Here is a 16,097-nt window from a genome sequence, read left to right as displayed (position 1 = left end):
AGGTCTGCTTAAGCTTTCACCGCTATACTGCGCAGCAGCACAGGCATGCAACGTATGGCTGTGTCGTAACTGTCGATTTGCTGTTGTTCAAGCAAGCCCGCGCTATGCGGGCTTTTTTTGGGTTGTTATTGCACGGGCGGCCCAGTTGCAGGAAAATAATCGCGTAGTTATTCAAACATCATTCAATGACCAATAACCACAAGCTTATTAATGTAATTGGCGCCGTCGGCGGCCTATTACGCCATGCGCTATGCTGACAGCAGAGTAGGCATTATTTGCTGACGCTATGCGGGGGCGCCCGCCGCAGCCGCATGGGGCTAAGAAAAGTCTGTTAATTAAATGTTAACATTTTTTATTATTGATTTGTCTGGCTTTTTTGGTTGAAATTCGAGTTGACTATCCCTCACTGGCCGGGCGAGAGAGTATGCACATTATTATTCTGGTTATTAGCAAAATATGGGCGAGGCGATGAACGTCAGAATAAATGCCAGGCATGGCCTGCCTCTGACGGTTCAGCTGATCAATCTTTTCATGCTGGCCTTTTTACTTTCGCTGGTAGGTATTCTTAGCCGGCCGATTGGTTCGCTTTCCTTATTTTGGCCAGTGAATGCGATTCTGCTCGGTCTGCTGCTGCGCAAACCCGTTTACGCCACGCCGCTCGGCTGGCTTACCACCTATCTGGGCATGGTTGTCGCCGATCTCAGCACCGGCGAAGGCTGGTCTCTGGCGCTGTGGCTGAACGCCTGCAACATGTCGCTGATCGCCGTCGGTTACGGCATCATGCTGATGCTGCCCCAATCTCAACGGCGCATGGGCAAACCCCAGGCGATACTCTATATGTTCAGCGCCAGTCTGGCCGGCGCGGCGGTGGCGTCGACCTTGTCGGTGCTGCGCAACGACAGCCTGTATAACAACACGGTGGTGGTCGCCTGGCTGGCTTGGTTCAGCGAGCAGTTCTCGACGACCTTGCTGCTGTTGCCGGTACTGATGGCGGCGCCGCGATTGAAACAGCTGTTGCGCATGCAGGTGCGTTGGCGCTTGAAAGGCTGCCTGCCGCTGTTGGCGTTGCTGCTGTCGCTGGCGTTCAGCGTCTATATTGGCGGGCCGGGCGCCATCGCCTTCCCGATCCCGGCGCTGCTGTGGTGCGCGGTGCGCTACCCGCTGTTCCCCGTAACGTTGCTGACGCTGTTGACCGGCATGACCGAAATCAGCAGCATTTCCGCCAACCTGGTGCTGTATGAAACGCCGAACAACCATAACGCCTTCCTCGACACGCTGATGTCTGCCCGCTTGGGCATCGCCATGCTGGTGATGGGGCCGCTGATCCTCGCCAGCTCTATCGCCGCCAACCGCAAGCTGATGCGGCGTCTGGAGCACAGTGCCAACCACGATTTTCTGACCGGCGTGCTGGCGCGCAGCGCGATGACGCGCAAAGCGGGCGAGCTGCTGGAGCACAAGCACCGCTCCAAAGAGGCGGTGTCGCTACTGCTGATCGACATTGACCACTTCAAGCAGATCAACGATACGCACGGCCACAGCGCCGGCGATCAGGTCTTGGCGTCGTTCGCGCACGTCGTGCGGCGCGAGCTGCGGCACGATCAGCTGTTCGGCCGTTTGGGCGGGGAAGAGTTCGCTATCATGCTGCCGCGCGCGCTGGCGGCGCAGGGCGTGGCGCTGGGGGAACATCTTCGTCGTCTGGTGGAGCAGACCGAGCTGCAGGCGGAAGGCAAGCAGACGTTGAAAATCACTATCAGCGTCGGCGTCGCCAGCCTGGCGATGAACGAGGTGAAATCGCTGGAGCAACTGATGAATATGGCGGATATCGCGCTGTATCGCGCCAAATCGCAGGGGCGTAATCGGGTGGAGTCGTTCAACGTGGTGAACGGCAACAGCGTCGAGCATATCCTGTTCCGCTAGGGCTCGACGCTGGGCAACCGGCGCTTACAGGCTTTTCAGCGCCTTGATGGTTTCATCCATATCGATCTCATGTTCGGAGAAGGTATGGGTGGTGTTCTGGAAAGTGGTAATGGTCAGCATGCGCAGCGTTTGCATGGTCTGCGCCTGGTCTTCTGACTGCGGGCGAATGCGGTTCATCAGCAGGCCGACCGACAGCACGGTGTTCTCTTTGTCCACGTCGGCTTTGACCGGCACTTCCTTAGTGAAAGTATTGAAAGACTTGATGCTGGTGATCTTGATTCTTTCGTTGGCGATGATGATGTATTTGCTGGGTGCCAACACTTTGACCGCATAAGCCGACGGGCCTTTGGTGTTGTTGGTCGGTTCGAAGGTCACCGCCGCGTTTTTCTTAATCAGCTCCGGATTCTGCACTTTAATCACGTGAAAATAACGATTTTCTCCGTTCTCGTCGGTAATAAAGCCGAAGCCTTTGTCTTCAAAAAAAGTCGTTATCTTGCCGTTCATCGCTATTCTCACAAAAGGGTTCTATACAGCGCTTATGATAGCGCGGAATGCCTTGCAGCGACAGATTGCGCGGGCGGCATTTAGTCATGCGATAACGGCATTTAGCGGCTTTCCCACCACATGCTATGTTCATGCTGACTTCATTCAATGCGAAAAAGGAATATCGATGGGCATTAAACGTCTCAATCACGCCGTGCTTTATGTCAGCGACGTGCGGCAGAGCGCCGACTTTTATCATCAGGTGTTGGGGTTCAAGCTCAAGCCGTCCGACAGCCCCGATCGGGCGGTGTTTACCCAGGCCGCCGATTCGGACAACGATCACGATTTGGCGCTGTTCAGCAAGAACCTGGGTCAGCAGCGCGCGGGGGTCTTTCGCGCCAACAACGAGCCGCCGGCGGAGCATGAGCCACCGGCCGGGCTGTACCATCTGGCCTGGGAAGTCGACAGTCTGGAAGAGCTGGAGCGTATTCGTCACCAGCTGGCCGAACGCGGCATTCTCGGGCTGGAAGAGGATCATGGCGTGCACAAAAGTATTTACGGCCACGATCCGGACGGGCTGCTGTTCGAGGTGACCTGGTTTATTCCCCCGGCGCTGTTGACCGACGAGGACAAAAACCAGCAGGGGATCCGCCCGCTGGATTTTGCCGCCGAAAAACGGCGTTTCGCCGGCCGGTAAGCGGCTCGGGTACGGGGCGCCGCAGCGCCCCGACGATCACAGCACTTTGTTGAGGAAATTGACGGTGCGCGGGTGCTGCGGCTGAGCCAACACTTGCCTGGCGTCGCCCTGTTCGACGATCTGCCCGTCGACCATAAACACCACCCGATCCGCCGCTTCGCGCGCAAAGCCGATTTCATGCGTGACCACCACCAGCGTGACGCCCAGATCCGCCAACCCCTTAATCACGTCCAGCACTTCGCCGACCAGCTCGGGATCGAGCGCGGAGGTCGGTTCATCGAACAGGATCACCTTCGGGTTCAGCGCCAGCGCGCGCGCGATGGCGATGCGTTGCTGTTGGCCGCCGGAGAGGTGGCGCGGGTAGGCGTCCGCCTTGTGGCGCAGCCCGACGGTATCCAGCAGCTCATAGGCTACCGCCTTCGCCCGCTCGCGGGAGTGAATTTTGTGCACCACCGGCGCTTCGATGATGTTTTCCAGCACCGTCAGGTGCGGGAACAGGTTGAAATTTTGGAACACATAGCCGACGTTGATGCGTTGCCGGAGGATGGCCTTTTCCTTCAGCTCATACAGCCGGTTGCCCTTGCGGCGGTAGCCGACGTAGTCGCCGTCGATGCGGATAAAGCCTTCGTCCACGCGCTCCAGGTGGTTGATCGCCCGCAGCAGCGTCGATTTTCCGGAGCCGGAAGGGCCGAGGATCACGGTGACGGTGCCCGGCTGCAGCGTCAGGCTGACGTCGTCCAGCGCCTTGTGTTTGCCGAAGAATTTGCTGACGTTGCTGATTTCGATCAGACCGCGTGCCGGCACCGGGGTGAGATTGCGTACCGGCTGCTCGGGCAAGGCGTAATAATCAATGGCTTCAGACATGCGGGTCTCCTAACGTTTTAGCCAGCCGGCCAGTTTCTGCCAGGGCGTCGGCGGCAGTTCGCGTACCGCGCCCCGGGCGAAATAGCGCTCGATGTAGTATTGGATCACCGACAGCGCGGTGGTGATGAACAGATACCAGACGGTGGCGACCATCAGCAGCGGTATCACCTGCTGGGTGCGGTTATAGATAACCTGAATGGTGTAAAACAGCTCCGGCAGCGCCAGCACATAAACGATTGAGGTGCCTTTCGCCAGGCTGATGATCTCGTTGAAGCCGGTCGGAATAATGGAGCGCAGCGCCTGCGGCAGAATGATGCGGAAGGTGCGGCGATAGCCCGGCAGGCCCAGCGCCGCCGCCGCTTCGTGCTGGCCGTAATCCACGCCCAAAATGCCGCCGCGGATGATCTCGGCGGTATAGGCAGATTGCACCAGCGTCAGGCCCAGCACCGCCACGGCGAACTGGCCGAGAATGTCGATGGTGGGAAAGCTGGCGAACACCACGGAGGTGAAAGGAATGCCCAGCGAGATGGCGTCGTACAGGTAGGAAAAGTTGTACAGGATGATCAGCACCAGGATCAGCGGCAGCGAGCGAAACAGCCAGATATAGCCCCAGGCCAGCGACGCCAGCAGGTAGGAGCGCGACAGCCGCGCCAGCGCCAGCAGGGTGCCGAACAGGATGCTGAACAGCGTACCGAGCAGCGTCAGCAGCAGGGTTTGCCCCAGCCCCGCCAGCACCGCCGGCGCGAAGAACCACTCGGCGAACACGCCCCATTCCCAGCGCGCGTTGCCCGCCACCGATTGCACGATGGCGGCCAGAATAAACAGCTAAAACAGCGCGCCGATCAGCCGCAGCGGATAGCGGGCGGGCACGACTTTCAAGACTTCTTGTTTGGACATGTCATGTCTCCTGATACAGATAAGGGGGCCTTAGGCGATTTTCCTTTCCGACGCGCAACAACACGCGTCCTCTGCAATCAGGCTTTTGCGGAACGGCAGGCGGCCATCGTAGGGCGGGCGGCTGTAAACCTCGCTGTCGACGGTGGGATCGAACTGCGGCTGATACCCGTTGTTCAGATACAGGCCCACCGCTTCGGGCTGGCGAAAGCCGGTGGTCAGATAGAGCCGGCGATATCCCTGCGCCAGCGCCAGCGTTTCCAACTGTTGCAACACCCGCTGCGCCAGGCCCTGGCGGCGCAGGTCGCCCCGCGTCCAGATGCGCTTCAGCTCGGCGGTCTGTGCGTCATAGCGTTTGAAGGCGCCCATGGCGATCGGCGCACCGGCGCGCAGCAGCACGATGAAGGCCCCTTGCGGCGGCGCGTACAGATCCAGCGCTTCCGGTTCCTGGTCACCAAAATAGTCGCCGTAACGCTGGCGATATTCGCCGAACAGCCCCTCGATCACCGGGGCGATCAGCGGGTCGGTCGGCAGCGTCTGAATGAAAGTGTCTTGCGTCATCGCGCGCTCCTAATCGCCCAGGCCGGGCGGGTTGATTTCCGACTGTGCAAGGCGTTCGACGCTCTCGCCCCAGCGGTTGAGCACCCGATCGTACTGCCCGCCGCGGATCGCGCCGTTCAGCGCTTCGTTCACCGCCTGCACCAGGCCGTTGCCTTTACGGGTGGTGACGGCGATGTGTGCCGCCTTGGGCCAACCGCCTTTCACCGTGCCCGCCAGCCGGGTGCGGCCGTTCAGCGCCGCTTTATAGGCGCCCAGCACGTTCGGTCCGAAGTAGGCGTCGGCCCGGCCGGACTGGATCGCCAGCGTGGCGGCCGCATCGTCGGTCACGTAGATCGGCTGGAAAGGTTTGAGCCCCTGCTGCCGATTCTGCTTGTCCCACGCCAGCAGGATGGCTTCCTGATTGGTGCCGGAGCCGACGATAATTTTTAATCCGGCGATATCGGCAGGCTGTTTGATCGTCGCGATCTTGCCGCCGGTTTTGACATAAAAGCCGAGCGAATCGATGCGGTAGGTGGCGAAGTCGAAGCGGGTTTTGCGTTCTTTGGTCACGGTGACGTTGGTGATGGCCGCGTCATACTTGCCGGAGACCACCCCCAACGGCCAGTCTTCCCACGAGGTTTGCACCACGTTAAGCGTTAGGCCCAGGCTGTCGGCCACCAGCTGTGCGATATCCACTTCGCTGCCGATCAGCCGCCGGTTGTCGGCGGCGAACAGCGCCAGCGGCGGCGTATTGAGCGCGGCGATCGCGACGGTGAATTGGCCCGGCTTCACGAAGTGGAAATCGGCCGGCAGTTTGGCGATCGCCTGCGGGTTTTTCGGCGCGTGGATCGGGGTTTCATTGGCCTGCAAATCGATGCCGGTGCCCGCCTGCGCGGCGCCGGTCAGGCTCAGCAAGGCCGCCACGAGGGCGGCGGTAACGGTTTTCTGCATAGCGGGTATCCCTGAAAACGATCTTATTATTGGGTGAATCTGTTCAACGGGCGCTTCAGGCCCAGGTGCTCGCGTAGCGTGTCGCCGTGGTACGCCTGGCGGAACAGGCCGCGCTGTTGCAGGATAGGCACCACCCGATCGACGAAGTGGCCGAAGGCGTTGGGCGTACCGCCGCTGATGATGAAGCCGTCGGCGGCTTCGCTGTCGAACCAGCGTTGCAGGCCATCCGCCACCGCTTCCGGCGAGCCGCTGAACACCGGTCGCGGCGAGGCGGCTTCCAGCGCTACCTGGCGCAGCGTGAGGTTACGCTCGCGGGCGTTGTGCTTGATGGCGTCGGTGGTGCTGCGGAAGCTGTTTTGCCCCAGATCGCCGATGTCCGGGAAGGGCGCGTCCAGCGGATGGCGGGCGAAGTCGTAATGCTCGAAGTAGCGGCCAAGATAGTTGAGGGCGTTCTCGATGCTGACCAGGCGGGCGGTCTCTTGGTACTGGCGCTCGACGTCCGCGTCGTCGTCGCCGACGATCACGCTGACACCCTGGAAGATGCGCAGATCGTCTGGCTCGCGCCCCTGTTCCACCAGCTGCCGCTTCACGTCCTGATAGAAGTCCTGCGCCTGCTCCAGCGTGTCGTGATGGGTGAAGATCGCATCGGCGTGTTGGGCCGCCAGCCGTTTGCCGTCTTCGGAGGCGCCGGCCTGGAAAAGGATTGGGCGGCCCTGCGGCGTGCGGCCGATGTTCAGCGGCCCCTGCACCGAGAAGAACTCCCCTTGGTGATTGAGAGTGTGCAGCTTGCCGGTGCGGAAGAATTCGCCGCTGGCTTTATTACGCACGAAGGCGTCGTCTTCCCAGGAGTCCCACAGCCCTTTGGCGACGTCGAGAAATTCGCCGGCGATGCGGTAACGCAGGCTGTGTTCCGGGTGTTCTTTACGCGAGAAGTTTTTGGCCGAGCCTTCCAGCGGCGACGTCACCACGTTCCAGCCCGCGCGGCCGTTGCTCAGGTGATCGAGGCTGGCGAACTGGCGGGCGACGGTGAACGGATCGCTGTAGGAGGTGGAAAGGGTGCCCACCAGGCCGATTTTGTCGGTGGCGGCGGACAGCGCGGCCAGCAGGGTAAGCGGTTCGAAACGATTAAGAAAATGCGGAATGGATTTTTCGTTGATATATAAGCCATCGGCGACGAAGACGAAATCGAATTTCCCCTGTTCGGCTTTTTTCGCCGAGGCGATATTAAATTCGAGGTTAATGCTGGCGTCGGCGGTGGCATCCGGGTGGCGCCAGGCGGACATATTTCCCGATGCGCCGTGCAGAATGGCGCCCAGCCGTAGTTGCCGTTGATTATTCGCGTTGTCGCTCATCGTGATTATCCTGTCATGCGCCGCAGAGGCGCGCGGTGTCTGATGGGTTCACTATTGATGAGCGGTGGCGGGATGTAAAACAACAAAACAGCATATTCAAATGTTGAAAATTGCAAATATCACGGCGAGCGAAATAATAAGACCCGACGCGGCATCCGCGGCGTCGGGGAAATACTCTTTGCCGTTATTCAGACGTTGCTGAGGGCTTTTTCTGGCGCGGTGGTTAATTGTTGCAGCGTGCGTTCCGCCAGCAGCGTGAAATATTGCGCTGCGGGGAACAGGGCGCGTTCATCGGGATTGAAACGCGGATGATGCAGGCCGAACTCGCTGGCAGATCCGATGCTGACGAAGACGCCCGGCACATGATGCAGATACAGCGCGAAATCTTCGCCCCCCATCTGCAACTCCGCCTCTTCGACCCGGTAGCCGGCCTCGGCGGCGACGGTTTTGCTGAACGCCGCCCAATGCGGGTCATTGATCACCGCCGGCGGCCCCGGTTGCCAGCGCAGTTCGGCCTGCGCGCCCAGCGCGGCGGCAACGCCGTCGATCACCTGGCGAATCTTGTCCGGTACCAGGCGGCGCACCGCGTCGCTGTGGGTGCGCACCGTGCCTTCCAGCTCCACGGTTTGCGGCAGCACGTTCCAGGTATTGCCGCCCTCGATGCGCGTCACGCTGACCACCAGCGATTCCAGCGAGCTGAAGCTGCGGCTGGGCAGCGTCTGCAGCGCACCGACGATCTGACTGGCGGTGACGATGGTGTCGACGCCCTGTTCCGGTTTGGCGGCGTGGGCGCCCTTGCCGGTGATGAGGATCTGGAAACGATCGACGTTGGCGTAGAACGGCCCGGCGCGGGTGGCGAAGGTACCGGTGGGCAGCTCCGGCGCATTATGCAGGCCAAACACCGCCGCGACGTTATCCAGCGCGCCGGCGTCGATCAGGTGCCGGGCGCCGTTGAAGGTCTCTTCCGCCGGCTGGAAGAAGATGCGCACCGTGCCGGGCAGGTCGGCCTCACGCGCTTTGAGCAGGTGTGCAGCGCCGAGCATCACCGAGGTATGAAAGTCGTGGCCGCAGGCGTGCATCACGCCGCTGTTTTGCGAACTGAAGGGCACGTCGGCGATTTCGTCGATCGGCAGAGCATCAATGTCGCCGCGCAGGGCGATAATCGGCCCCTTGCCGCTGCCGATCTCCGCTACGACGCCGGTTTTCAGCGCCAGCGGCAAAATACGAATGCCCGCCTCTTCCAGCCAGCGGGTCAGCCGGGCGGTGGTGGCGAATTCATGATTGGAAAGCTCCGGGTTTTGGTGCAGCTCACGCCGATAGGCGATGATCTTTTCTGCCAACTGGCTGGTCATAGGCTTGGCTCACAGTGGGAAATAAACCCTAACCCTAGTGCAGGGGCCGCCGAAGCAAAAAGACCATCTGGTTATATTTCATAGCGATTGCGTCTGCATGAGGGCATCAACGCTGGGGTAAGCGGGCGGGTTTGGGCGTTCGCTCGTTGTTCGCCGGCGTAGAAAGAGGTTTGGCCTGGAACGGTAACTTATCGCAACCGGTGCAATCAATTTACACCGGACAACACGGATTTTTTCACTCTTTATCGGATTTCTGTGATCGCGGTGGTGGACAAAATCCTGCCTGCTTGCTGTACTGTAATCGACACAGGTTTTGTGTCTTTCATTCACGTTAAAGGTAAGTTTGATGTCTAAGATTAAAGGTAGCGTTAAGTGGTTTAATGAATCCAAAGGCTTCGGTTTCATTACTCCGGAAGATGGTAGCAAGGACGTTTTCGTTCACTTCTCTGCCATCGTTAGCAACGGTTTCAAAACGCTTGCTGAAGGCCAGCGTGTAGAATTTGAAATCACGAACGGTGCCAAAGGCCCATCTGCCGCTAACGTTACTGCTATCTAAGCTGCGTAGCTGAATTTCTTAAAACCCGCTCCTTGAGCGGGTTTTTTATTGGGCGCGTTATGCCTCGCTGCGGCGGCCTAGCACGCTGAACAGCAGGATGGCGACGGCGTAGCAGCCGACGATGGTCAGCGCCATCGATAGGCTGGACGTGCCGCCCAGCCCGGTGAGCGGCACGGCGCAGGCGCCGAGGGCGAACATGCACACGCCTATCAGAGCCGAGGCGCTGCCCGCTTTGTCACCCTGGCTTTGCATTGCCAACGAAGAGGCGGTTGGGCCGACGATGCCGATCACCGCTACCGAGAAGAACAGCGGCACCAGCAACAACACCAGCGGCGCATGCAGCGCGGCGGCCAACAGCAGCAGCAGCGACGCGACGGCCGCCAGCGTCAGCCCGCTCTTCAGCACCCGGCGCTCCCCCCAACGCGAACTGAGGCGGCTGGCCAGCTGCGCCGCAATGATCAAGCCGACGCCGTTAATGGCGAAGCACAGGCTGAACATCTGCGGACTGAGGCCGTAGATCTGCTGCAAGACGAAAGGCGAGGCGCCGATATAGGCGAACATGCCGGCCATCACGAAACCCTGCGTCAGGCACAGGCCCATGAAATAGCGTTGGGTCAACAAACTGCCCAGCGACATCAGCATCGCCAGGATACCGCCCTGGCTGCGGCGTTCTACCGGCAGGGATTCGCGCAGCTTCAGCGCCGACAGGCTGAACAGCAGCACGGCGATGGCCGCCAGCACGCCGAAGATGCCGCGCCAGTTCATCACCTGCAGCATCACGCCGCCCAGCACCGGCGCGACGATCGGCGCCAGGCCGTTGACCAGCATCAGCAGGGCGAAGAAGCGGGTCAGCTCATGGCCGGCATACAGATCGCGGGCGATGGCGCGGGAGATCACCGCGCCACCGGCGCCGGCGATGCCCTGCAGCAGACGAGCGATCAGCAGTTGGTCGATGCTGGGCGCGAGGGCACACCACAGCGAAGCGCCCAGCAGCAGGATCAGCGACAGCAGCAGCGGGCGCATGCGGCCCAGTTTGTCGCTGTAAGGGCCGAAAATCAGCTGGCCGACGCCCAGGCCGAGCAGCCCGGTGGTCAGGCTGAGCTGCGCGGCGGCGGTAGAGGTATTCAGCTCACCCGCCATTTCCGGCAGGGCGGGCAGGTAGAGATCGGTGCACAGCGGCCCCAGCGCGGCCAGCAGGCCAAGCACGACGGCGTACACCAGACGTTGTCTGGCTAAGTGTTTGGTCATGGGAGATTAGAGTTTCCTGAACAGGTGAGAAATGGCCTGCTGATACAGATCGCGCAGCAGGGACGCATCGACTTTTTGCGTGGTAAGGATACGGTAACCGGTGCCTTCGCTCATGACGGCGATAAATTCCACCCGCGCGGCGATCTCTTCCGCGCTGAAATGGGGAAACAGCTGCTGCAGGTTGTGGCACACGTGGCGAAACAGCCTCGCTTCCGCGTCGCTGAGCATTTTGGCCACCACCGGATTGCGCGTGGCCTCGGCTGTCACTTCCAGCATCAGCATATGGTCGGTTTCGCTCTCGCCCGGCTGCTGGAACAGCGTGCGCTCCGCCAGCACGCCGGCGATCAGATTGATGTGATCGCCAAGGTTTTCCAGCCGCTGCATCTTGCTGGCGATGATGCGGTTGACGATCTCCTCGATAATCGCGTCTTTATTGGCGAAATAGCGATAGATTTGGCCGACGCTGAGCTGTGAGCCCTGGGCGATTTCCGCCATGCTGGCGGCGTGGAAGCCGTGGCGGCGGAAGCTGATTTTCGCCGCTTCGACGATCTGATCGCGGCGGGCCTGCACCTTAGCCTGTTTACTGTCGTTGGGGGAGAGCATCTGCCCGATCCTTTGCTACGCGTGAGCCGGGTTCACATTTTGGGTGTGAACGTTCATTCTCAATTGTAGTGTAATCGGCCGGAAAGGCGCAAGATGAATGCGTGCTGCGGGGAAAAAGGCGCTTATGCGAACAGGTAGGATTTGATAAAGGCGGCGACGATCAGCACGCACAGCGCAACGGCAATCGCTTCGGCGGCGGTTTTCGGCAGGCTAAACATAGCGGTTTCTCATCCAGTCAGGAGTACTGGATGAGATTATGCGCATGCAAGATTAAGGAAACATTAAGGGCTTAGCGCCCGTTGACCCACATCACCAGCATAAAGGCCAGCAGCGTCATCGCCAGCGAACCGGCCAGGTTGAGCAGCATGTTGGCCAGTGCCCAACCGAAGCGGCCATCCTGCATCAGGTACACCACCTCCAGCGAAAAGGTGGAGAAGGTAGTCAGGCCGCCGCAGAACCCGGTGGTGATCAGTAATTTCCAGGTGGGATCCAGATGCGTCATGCGGGTGAAAATCGCCATCGCCAGACCGATGATAAAACCGCCGATCAGATTGACCATCAGCGTACCGAGCGGGATGTGGGCGTTCAGCGGATTCATTTTCATGCTTACCGCCCAGCGTAAAACGCTGCCGACGCCGCCGCCGATAAATACGGCCAGTAAAGAACTCAACATGGGGCAACTACCTTTCAATCAGAGAAATTCACGGGACTCGGAAAGGGACAGACGTAACGCTACGCGCCTCTCTCCGAGAGGTTACGTAGACATCATCAGCCTGTGAAGGCGGTTAGGGAGGAATGTCATCTCCAGCGTGCCGCACGGCCTTTTTTGCCGTACCCGGTGGATGTTACACCTAACGCCGCCTATTTTGTAGTATCGACACTCTGCGAGGTAAAACGGATGGAAATCAGAACGGCGCGTCTGAGCGACCGGCACGCTATCGCCGAATTAATGACGGCGCTGGATTATCCCGGCACCGAGGCGTTTCTGACGCAGCGAATGCAGCAATTGTTGGCGCATCCGGATGAGGCGCTGCTGGTGGCGGTTGAGGAGGAGCAAGTGCTGGGCGTGTTGTCGCTGCATTTTCTGCCTCAGCTGGCGTTGGCCGGCGATATTGCCCGCATCAGCTATTTTTGCGTCGACGATCGGGCGCGCGGCGCGGGCGTAGGGCGGTTGCTGTTGGCGGAGGGCGAGGCGCTGGCGCACCGTCGCGGCTGCGATCGGTTGGAAGTTCATTGCCACAGCCGCCGCGAGCGGGCCCATGCGTTTTATCGGCGCGAAGGCTTTGTCGAAGCGCCAAAGTATTTTGCCAAGTTATTAAGTCAGTAAGCTAGCCACTCGTCGGCGTCGCCGTTTCCAGCCGGTTGCGGCCATTATGCTTCGCCCGGTAGAGCGCGCCGTCGGCGGCTTTGAGCCAGTCCAGATAACCGCCCAGCGCGGGGTGGTAGTTGGCGATGCCGGCGCTGATCTGCAGCCGCAGCTGCGGCGCCTCCTTGAAAATGACCGCGTCCAGCCGCTGCTGGATACGGCGCAGAACGATTTCCGCCTGTTCGGCACTGGTGTTCGGCAGCACCGCACCAAATTCGTCGCCGCCGTAACGCCCGACGATATCCACGTTGCGCAAGCCGATCAACAGCTCTTCCGCCAATGCCGCCAGGGCTTCATCCCCCAGCGCGTGGCCGAAGGTGTCGTTGATGGTTTTGAAGCGATCGATATCCATCAGGATCAGCGTGGCGTTGTCCTGGTAGCGGCGGCAGCTGTCGAACTGGCGATGCAGCAGGTGCTCCCAGTGGCGGCGATTATACAGGCCGGTTAATCCATCGCGGGTGCTGATGCGCTGCAGCTCCTGTTTCTTTTCCGCCAGCCGCTTGGCGGTGCGGTAGGTCACCAGCCCGAGCAGCGTCGGATACAGGTAGATCATCGGCAGGCACAGATAGATTTGCAGCGGCGTGCTGTGCGGGTGGAACGGGAAGCCGAGCAGCGCGCCGGTCAGCGCTGCCACGGCCAACTGAATCGCCAATCCTTTGACAAACAGTGTCTTACCGGCCGAAGCGATGTTGTTCATGCTCATCATCGACAGGATGACGATCGCCGGCAGCGCGTTGAATGCCATCATCGCCGCCCAGAAGCCGCCGAAGGCGGAGTCGATCAGCAGGTTGCGGATCTCGGCTTTGAACGGATCTTTGGCGCGGCAGGCCCGATGGTAGGCGAGATGCGGCCAGACAAAGCCGTGAAAGGCCAGCAAGAGCCAGACCGCCGTGGGCGGAGCCAGCGGGTAGAGCGCGGCGCAGACGCAGATAAAGCCGAGCCCCAGACCGGCGACGCGGGGCAGATAGGTGCGTTTGGCGAAGCTGAGGCCGGATTTTCGGGCATCGAAAATGGGTGGAGCAATATACATCCGGCATCTCCCTGATAAGTATCACGGCAGCGTATCATGCGGGTGATAAACTAAGAATAGTCTGGGATTCACGCCGTGAGGCCGCGTGGCATTCCTGCGACGGATCTCACTCTGTTACATGTTGCGGTTGTGCGAACTGGGGGAAAGTCGCTAAATATTCGCAGGCAAGGTCAGTTTTTCTCGCTGTTCACACAGCGCTCTATGATAAGAAGGTGAGTATGGAAGGTATCAGCATTACCAAACTTCTGGTGATTGCAGTGTTGGTGATTTTACTGTTCGGCACCAGCAAACTGCGTACGCTCGGCGCCGATCTTGGCGCGGCGCTGAAAGGCTTTAAAAAAGCCGTGGGCGACGACAGCACGCCGCCGGCCGCCGGCAACAACACCGCCGAGAGCCAGTCCGCTCAGCAGAGCGTCGAAAAGAAAGACGTTTAATTCCGTCTGACGGCGCGCAATAAAAAAACGGATGCCTTACGGACATCCGTTTTTTTGGCGTTTCCGCCGTCTTTAGCGTAACAAACTATTACGCGTTATTTCACTTCCATCCCTTTGGCCTGCAGATCGGCGTGGTAAGACGACCGCACGAACGGGCCGCAGGCGGCGTGGGTGAAGCCCATCGCCATCGCTTCTTCTTTCATCTCGTCGAACTCGGCCGGGCTGACGTAGCGCTGCACCGGCAGGTGGTGACGGCTTGGCTGCAGGTATTGGCCCAGCGTCAACATGGTCACGCCGTGGCGGCGCAGATCGCGCATCACTTCGACGATTTCCGCGTTGGTTTCGCCCAGGCCGACCATCAGGCCGGATTTGGTCGGGATATCCGGGTGCGCTTCTTTAAAGCGCTCCAGCAGCTTCAGCGACCACTCGTAGTTGGCGCCCGGGCGCACCTGGCGGTAGACGCGCGGCACGTTTTCCAGGTTGTGGTTAAACACGTCCGGCGGCGTGGCGGTGATGATTTCCAGCGCGCGATCCATGCGGCCGCGGAAGTCCGGCACCAGCGTTTCAATTTTGATGTTCGGGCTCTTGGCGCGGATGGCCGAGATGCAGTCGGCAAAGTGCTGAGCACCGCCGTCGCGCAGATCGTCGCGGTCAACCGAGGTGATCACCACGTAACGCAGCGCCATGTCGGCGATCGTTTGCGCCAGCTTTTCCGGTTCGTTGGCGTCCGGCGCGATCGGGCGGCCGTGGGCCACGTCGCAGAACGGGCAGCGACGGGTGCAGATAGCGCCGAGGATCATAAAGGTGGCGGTACCGTGGTTGAAACACTCGGACAGGTTAGGGCACGAGGCTTCCTCACAGACGGAGTGCAGGCCGTTTTTACGCATCGCGGCTTTGATGCCCTGAATGCGCGTTGAGTCGGCAGGCAGTTTGATCTTCATCCACTCGGGTTTACGCAACAGCTCCTGCCGTTCGGTGACCACCGTTTTGACCGGGATCAGCGCCATTTTGTCAGCATCGCGGTATTTGACGCCGCGTTCCATCTGAATTGGTTTACTCATAATCGTGCAGGTTCCAGTTACGAAGCTCGACCGTCTGGTAGCCGAGTAAATGAACAAATTCCTGTACCAGGATTGGGTGTATGTCTTCAATGCCAACGCCGGGCGCCAGCGCGCTGACCTGCGTCATCTGCATGCCGGCGTAACCGCAAGGGTTGATGCGTTGGAAGGGGCTGAGATCCATCGCCACATTCAGGGCCAGGCCGTGGAATGAGCTGCCTTTGCGGATCCGCAAACCCAACGAACAGATTTTCTGCTCCCCCACATACACGCCAGGCGCATCCGGACGGGCGCGCGATGCGAGGCGAAAGTGGGCGAGGGTGTTGATAACCGTATCTTCTATCGCCGTGACCAATTGACGCACGCCGACCTTGTTGCGTTTCAGATCGACCATCACGTACATCACCTGCTGACCCGGGCCGTGGTAGGTCACCTGGCCGCCGCGATCGCTCTGGACCACCGGGATATCACCGGGCATCAGCACATGCTCGGCTTTGCCGGCCTGGCCTTGGGTGAACACCGGGTGATGCTGTACCAGCCACAGTTCGTCCGGCGTAGTCTCGGTACGACTGTCGGTGAAGTTATGCATGGCTTGGGATACAGGCGCGTAGGGCTGCAACCCCAGCTGACGCAAAATGATCTTGTCTGGTTGCAAAAGAGTCATCGTCAGGTTACAGAAGTGGTAAAGCCATTATACCGGGCGCTCCGGCTTGCGGCCAGCCTTTCGCTGACCAAAAATGCGCAACCCGGGA

18 protein-coding genes and 1 riboswitch are annotated in these 16,097 nt (G+C 60.1%); of the genes, 5 read left to right on the top strand and 13 right to left on the bottom strand.

Translation table 11 applies throughout. The features are described 5' to 3' along the window. Positions 1–468 precede the first annotated feature (468 nt). Positions 469–1,917 carry a GGDEF domain-containing protein gene (locus tag FHU12_RS15795; protein WP_230490107.1) on the top strand — a complete coding sequence of 483 codons (1,449 nt, stop codon included), beginning with the start codon at positions 469–471 and terminating at the stop codon, positions 1,915–1,917. Positions 1,918–1,941: 24 nt separating this feature from the next. Here FHU12_RS15795 and FHU12_RS15790 read toward each other — a convergent pair whose 3' ends face one another. After that, positions 1,942–2,421: a cold-shock protein gene (locus FHU12_RS15790; protein WP_025301823.1), complete on the bottom strand. Its 480-nt coding sequence runs from the start codon at positions 2,419–2,421 to the stop codon at positions 1,942–1,944. Positions 2,422–2,587: 166 nt separating this feature from the next. On the opposite strand from FHU12_RS15790, the gene FHU12_RS15785 reads away from it, so the two are divergent. After that, entirely contained in the window at positions 2,588–3,097 is a 510-nt protein-coding gene (locus FHU12_RS15785; protein ID WP_038877409.1) for a VOC family protein, read from the top strand. 36 nt (positions 3,098–3,133) lie between these two features. On the opposite strand, the gene FHU12_RS15780 is transcribed toward FHU12_RS15785, so the two are convergent. The 6 genes from FHU12_RS15780 to FHU12_RS15755 form a co-directional block, all read right to left on the bottom strand. After that, on the bottom strand, positions 3,134–3,961 hold the full coding sequence (locus tag FHU12_RS15780; RefSeq protein ID WP_049235221.1) for an amino acid ABC transporter ATP-binding protein: 828 nt from the start codon (positions 3,959–3,961) through the stop codon (positions 3,134–3,136). Positions 3,962–3,970: 9 nt separating this feature from the next. Then, positions 3,971–4,786, bottom strand: coding sequence for an amino acid ABC transporter permease (locus FHU12_RS15775; protein WP_260440782.1), 816 nt, complete (start codon positions 4,784–4,786; stop codon positions 3,971–3,973). A gap of 102 nt (positions 4,787–4,888) precedes the next feature. Continuing rightward, positions 4,889–5,416, bottom strand: coding sequence for a GNAT family N-acetyltransferase (locus FHU12_RS15770; RefSeq protein WP_043135734.1), 528 nt, complete (start codon positions 5,414–5,416; stop codon positions 4,889–4,891). A 9-nt stretch (positions 5,417–5,425) separates the two neighbouring features. Next, the gene (locus tag FHU12_RS15765; RefSeq protein ID WP_141970434.1) at positions 5,426–6,346 is read right to left on the bottom strand and encodes an ABC transporter substrate-binding protein; all 921 of its coding nucleotides are present in this window, start codon (positions 6,344–6,346) and stop codon (positions 5,426–5,428) included. Positions 6,347–6,372: 26 nt separating this feature from the next. Then, the gene (locus FHU12_RS15760) at positions 6,373–7,698 is read right to left on the bottom strand and encodes an LLM class flavin-dependent oxidoreductase (protein WP_141970432.1); all 1,326 of its coding nucleotides are present in this window, start codon (positions 7,696–7,698) and stop codon (positions 6,373–6,375) included. A gap of 188 nt (positions 7,699–7,886) precedes the next feature. Beyond that, entirely contained in the window at positions 7,887–9,050 is a 1,164-nt protein-coding gene (locus FHU12_RS15755; protein WP_141970430.1) for a M20 peptidase aminoacylase family protein, read from the bottom strand. Positions 9,051–9,396: 346 nt separating this feature from the next. Between FHU12_RS15755 and cspE the strand changes: the two genes are divergently transcribed. After that, on the top strand, positions 9,397–9,606 hold the full coding sequence (gene cspE, locus FHU12_RS15750; protein ID WP_004940030.1) for a transcription antiterminator/RNA stability regulator CspE: 210 nt from the start codon (positions 9,397–9,399) through the stop codon (positions 9,604–9,606). A 57-nt stretch (positions 9,607–9,663) separates the two neighbouring features. On the opposite strand, the gene FHU12_RS15745 is transcribed toward cspE, so the two are convergent. The 3 genes from FHU12_RS15745 to crcB all read right to left on the bottom strand — a co-directional run bounded on the left by FHU12_RS15745 (position 9,664) and on the right by crcB (position 12,130). After that, a complete protein-coding gene (locus tag FHU12_RS15745; RefSeq protein WP_141970429.1) occupies positions 9,664–10,854 on the bottom strand; it encodes a multidrug effflux MFS transporter in 1,191 nt (396 codons plus the stop codon). Positions 10,855–10,860: 6 nt separating this feature from the next. Continuing rightward, entirely contained in the window at positions 10,861–11,457 is a 597-nt protein-coding gene (locus tag FHU12_RS15740; protein ID WP_141970427.1) for a TetR/AcrR family transcriptional regulator, read from the bottom strand. Between the two features lie 289 nt (positions 11,458–11,746). Further along, the gene (gene crcB / locus FHU12_RS15735; RefSeq protein WP_004940022.1) at positions 11,747–12,130 is read right to left on the bottom strand and encodes a fluoride efflux transporter CrcB; all 384 of its coding nucleotides are present in this window, start codon (positions 12,128–12,130) and stop codon (positions 11,747–11,749) included. Between the two features lie 79 nt (positions 12,131–12,209). Next, positions 12,210–12,272, bottom strand: a riboswitch (Fluoride riboswitch). An 83-nt stretch (positions 12,273–12,355) separates the two neighbouring features. Between crcB and FHU12_RS15730 the strand changes: the two genes are divergently transcribed. Continuing rightward, a complete protein-coding gene (locus tag FHU12_RS15730; protein ID WP_025160047.1) occupies positions 12,356–12,784 on the top strand; it encodes a GNAT family N-acetyltransferase in 429 nt (142 codons plus the stop codon). A 1-nt stretch (position 12,785) separates the two neighbouring features. Here the strand turns inward: FHU12_RS15730 and FHU12_RS15725 are convergent, their stop codons facing one another. Further along, on the bottom strand, positions 12,786–13,853 hold the full coding sequence (locus tag FHU12_RS15725; RefSeq protein ID WP_141970425.1) for a diguanylate cyclase: 1,068 nt from the start codon (positions 13,851–13,853) through the stop codon (positions 12,786–12,788). A 218-nt stretch (positions 13,854–14,071) separates the two neighbouring features. Here FHU12_RS15725 and tatA point away from each other — a divergent pair, with 218 nt between their 5' ends. Next, positions 14,072–14,287: a Sec-independent protein translocase subunit TatA gene (tatA, locus tag FHU12_RS15720; RefSeq protein WP_060440524.1), complete on the top strand. Its 216-nt coding sequence runs from the start codon at positions 14,072–14,074 to the stop codon at positions 14,285–14,287. Between the two features lie 95 nt (positions 14,288–14,382). Here the strand turns inward: tatA and lipA are convergent, their stop codons facing one another. Together lipA and lipB are read right to left on the bottom strand one after the other, a co-directional pair. Further along, a complete protein-coding gene (gene lipA / locus FHU12_RS15715; protein WP_063991083.1) occupies positions 14,383–15,348 on the bottom strand; it encodes a lipoyl synthase in 966 nt (321 codons plus the stop codon). Beyond that, on the bottom strand, positions 15,341–16,009 hold the full coding sequence (lipB, locus tag FHU12_RS15710) for a lipoyl(octanoyl) transferase LipB (RefSeq protein ID WP_015376934.1): 669 nt from the start codon (positions 16,007–16,009) through the stop codon (positions 15,341–15,343). The genes lipA and lipB overlap by 8 nt, the downstream gene beginning before the upstream one ends. Positions 16,010–16,097: the final 88 nt, after the last annotated feature.

Source organism: Serratia marcescens, from assembly GCF_006715005.1.
GTDB classification, from domain to species: domain Bacteria; phylum Pseudomonadota; class Gammaproteobacteria; order Enterobacterales; family Enterobacteriaceae; genus Serratia; species Serratia montpellierensis.
The sequence above is the reverse complement of the archived record's forward strand: the minus strand, read 5'-3'. Positions and strand labels throughout refer to the sequence as shown.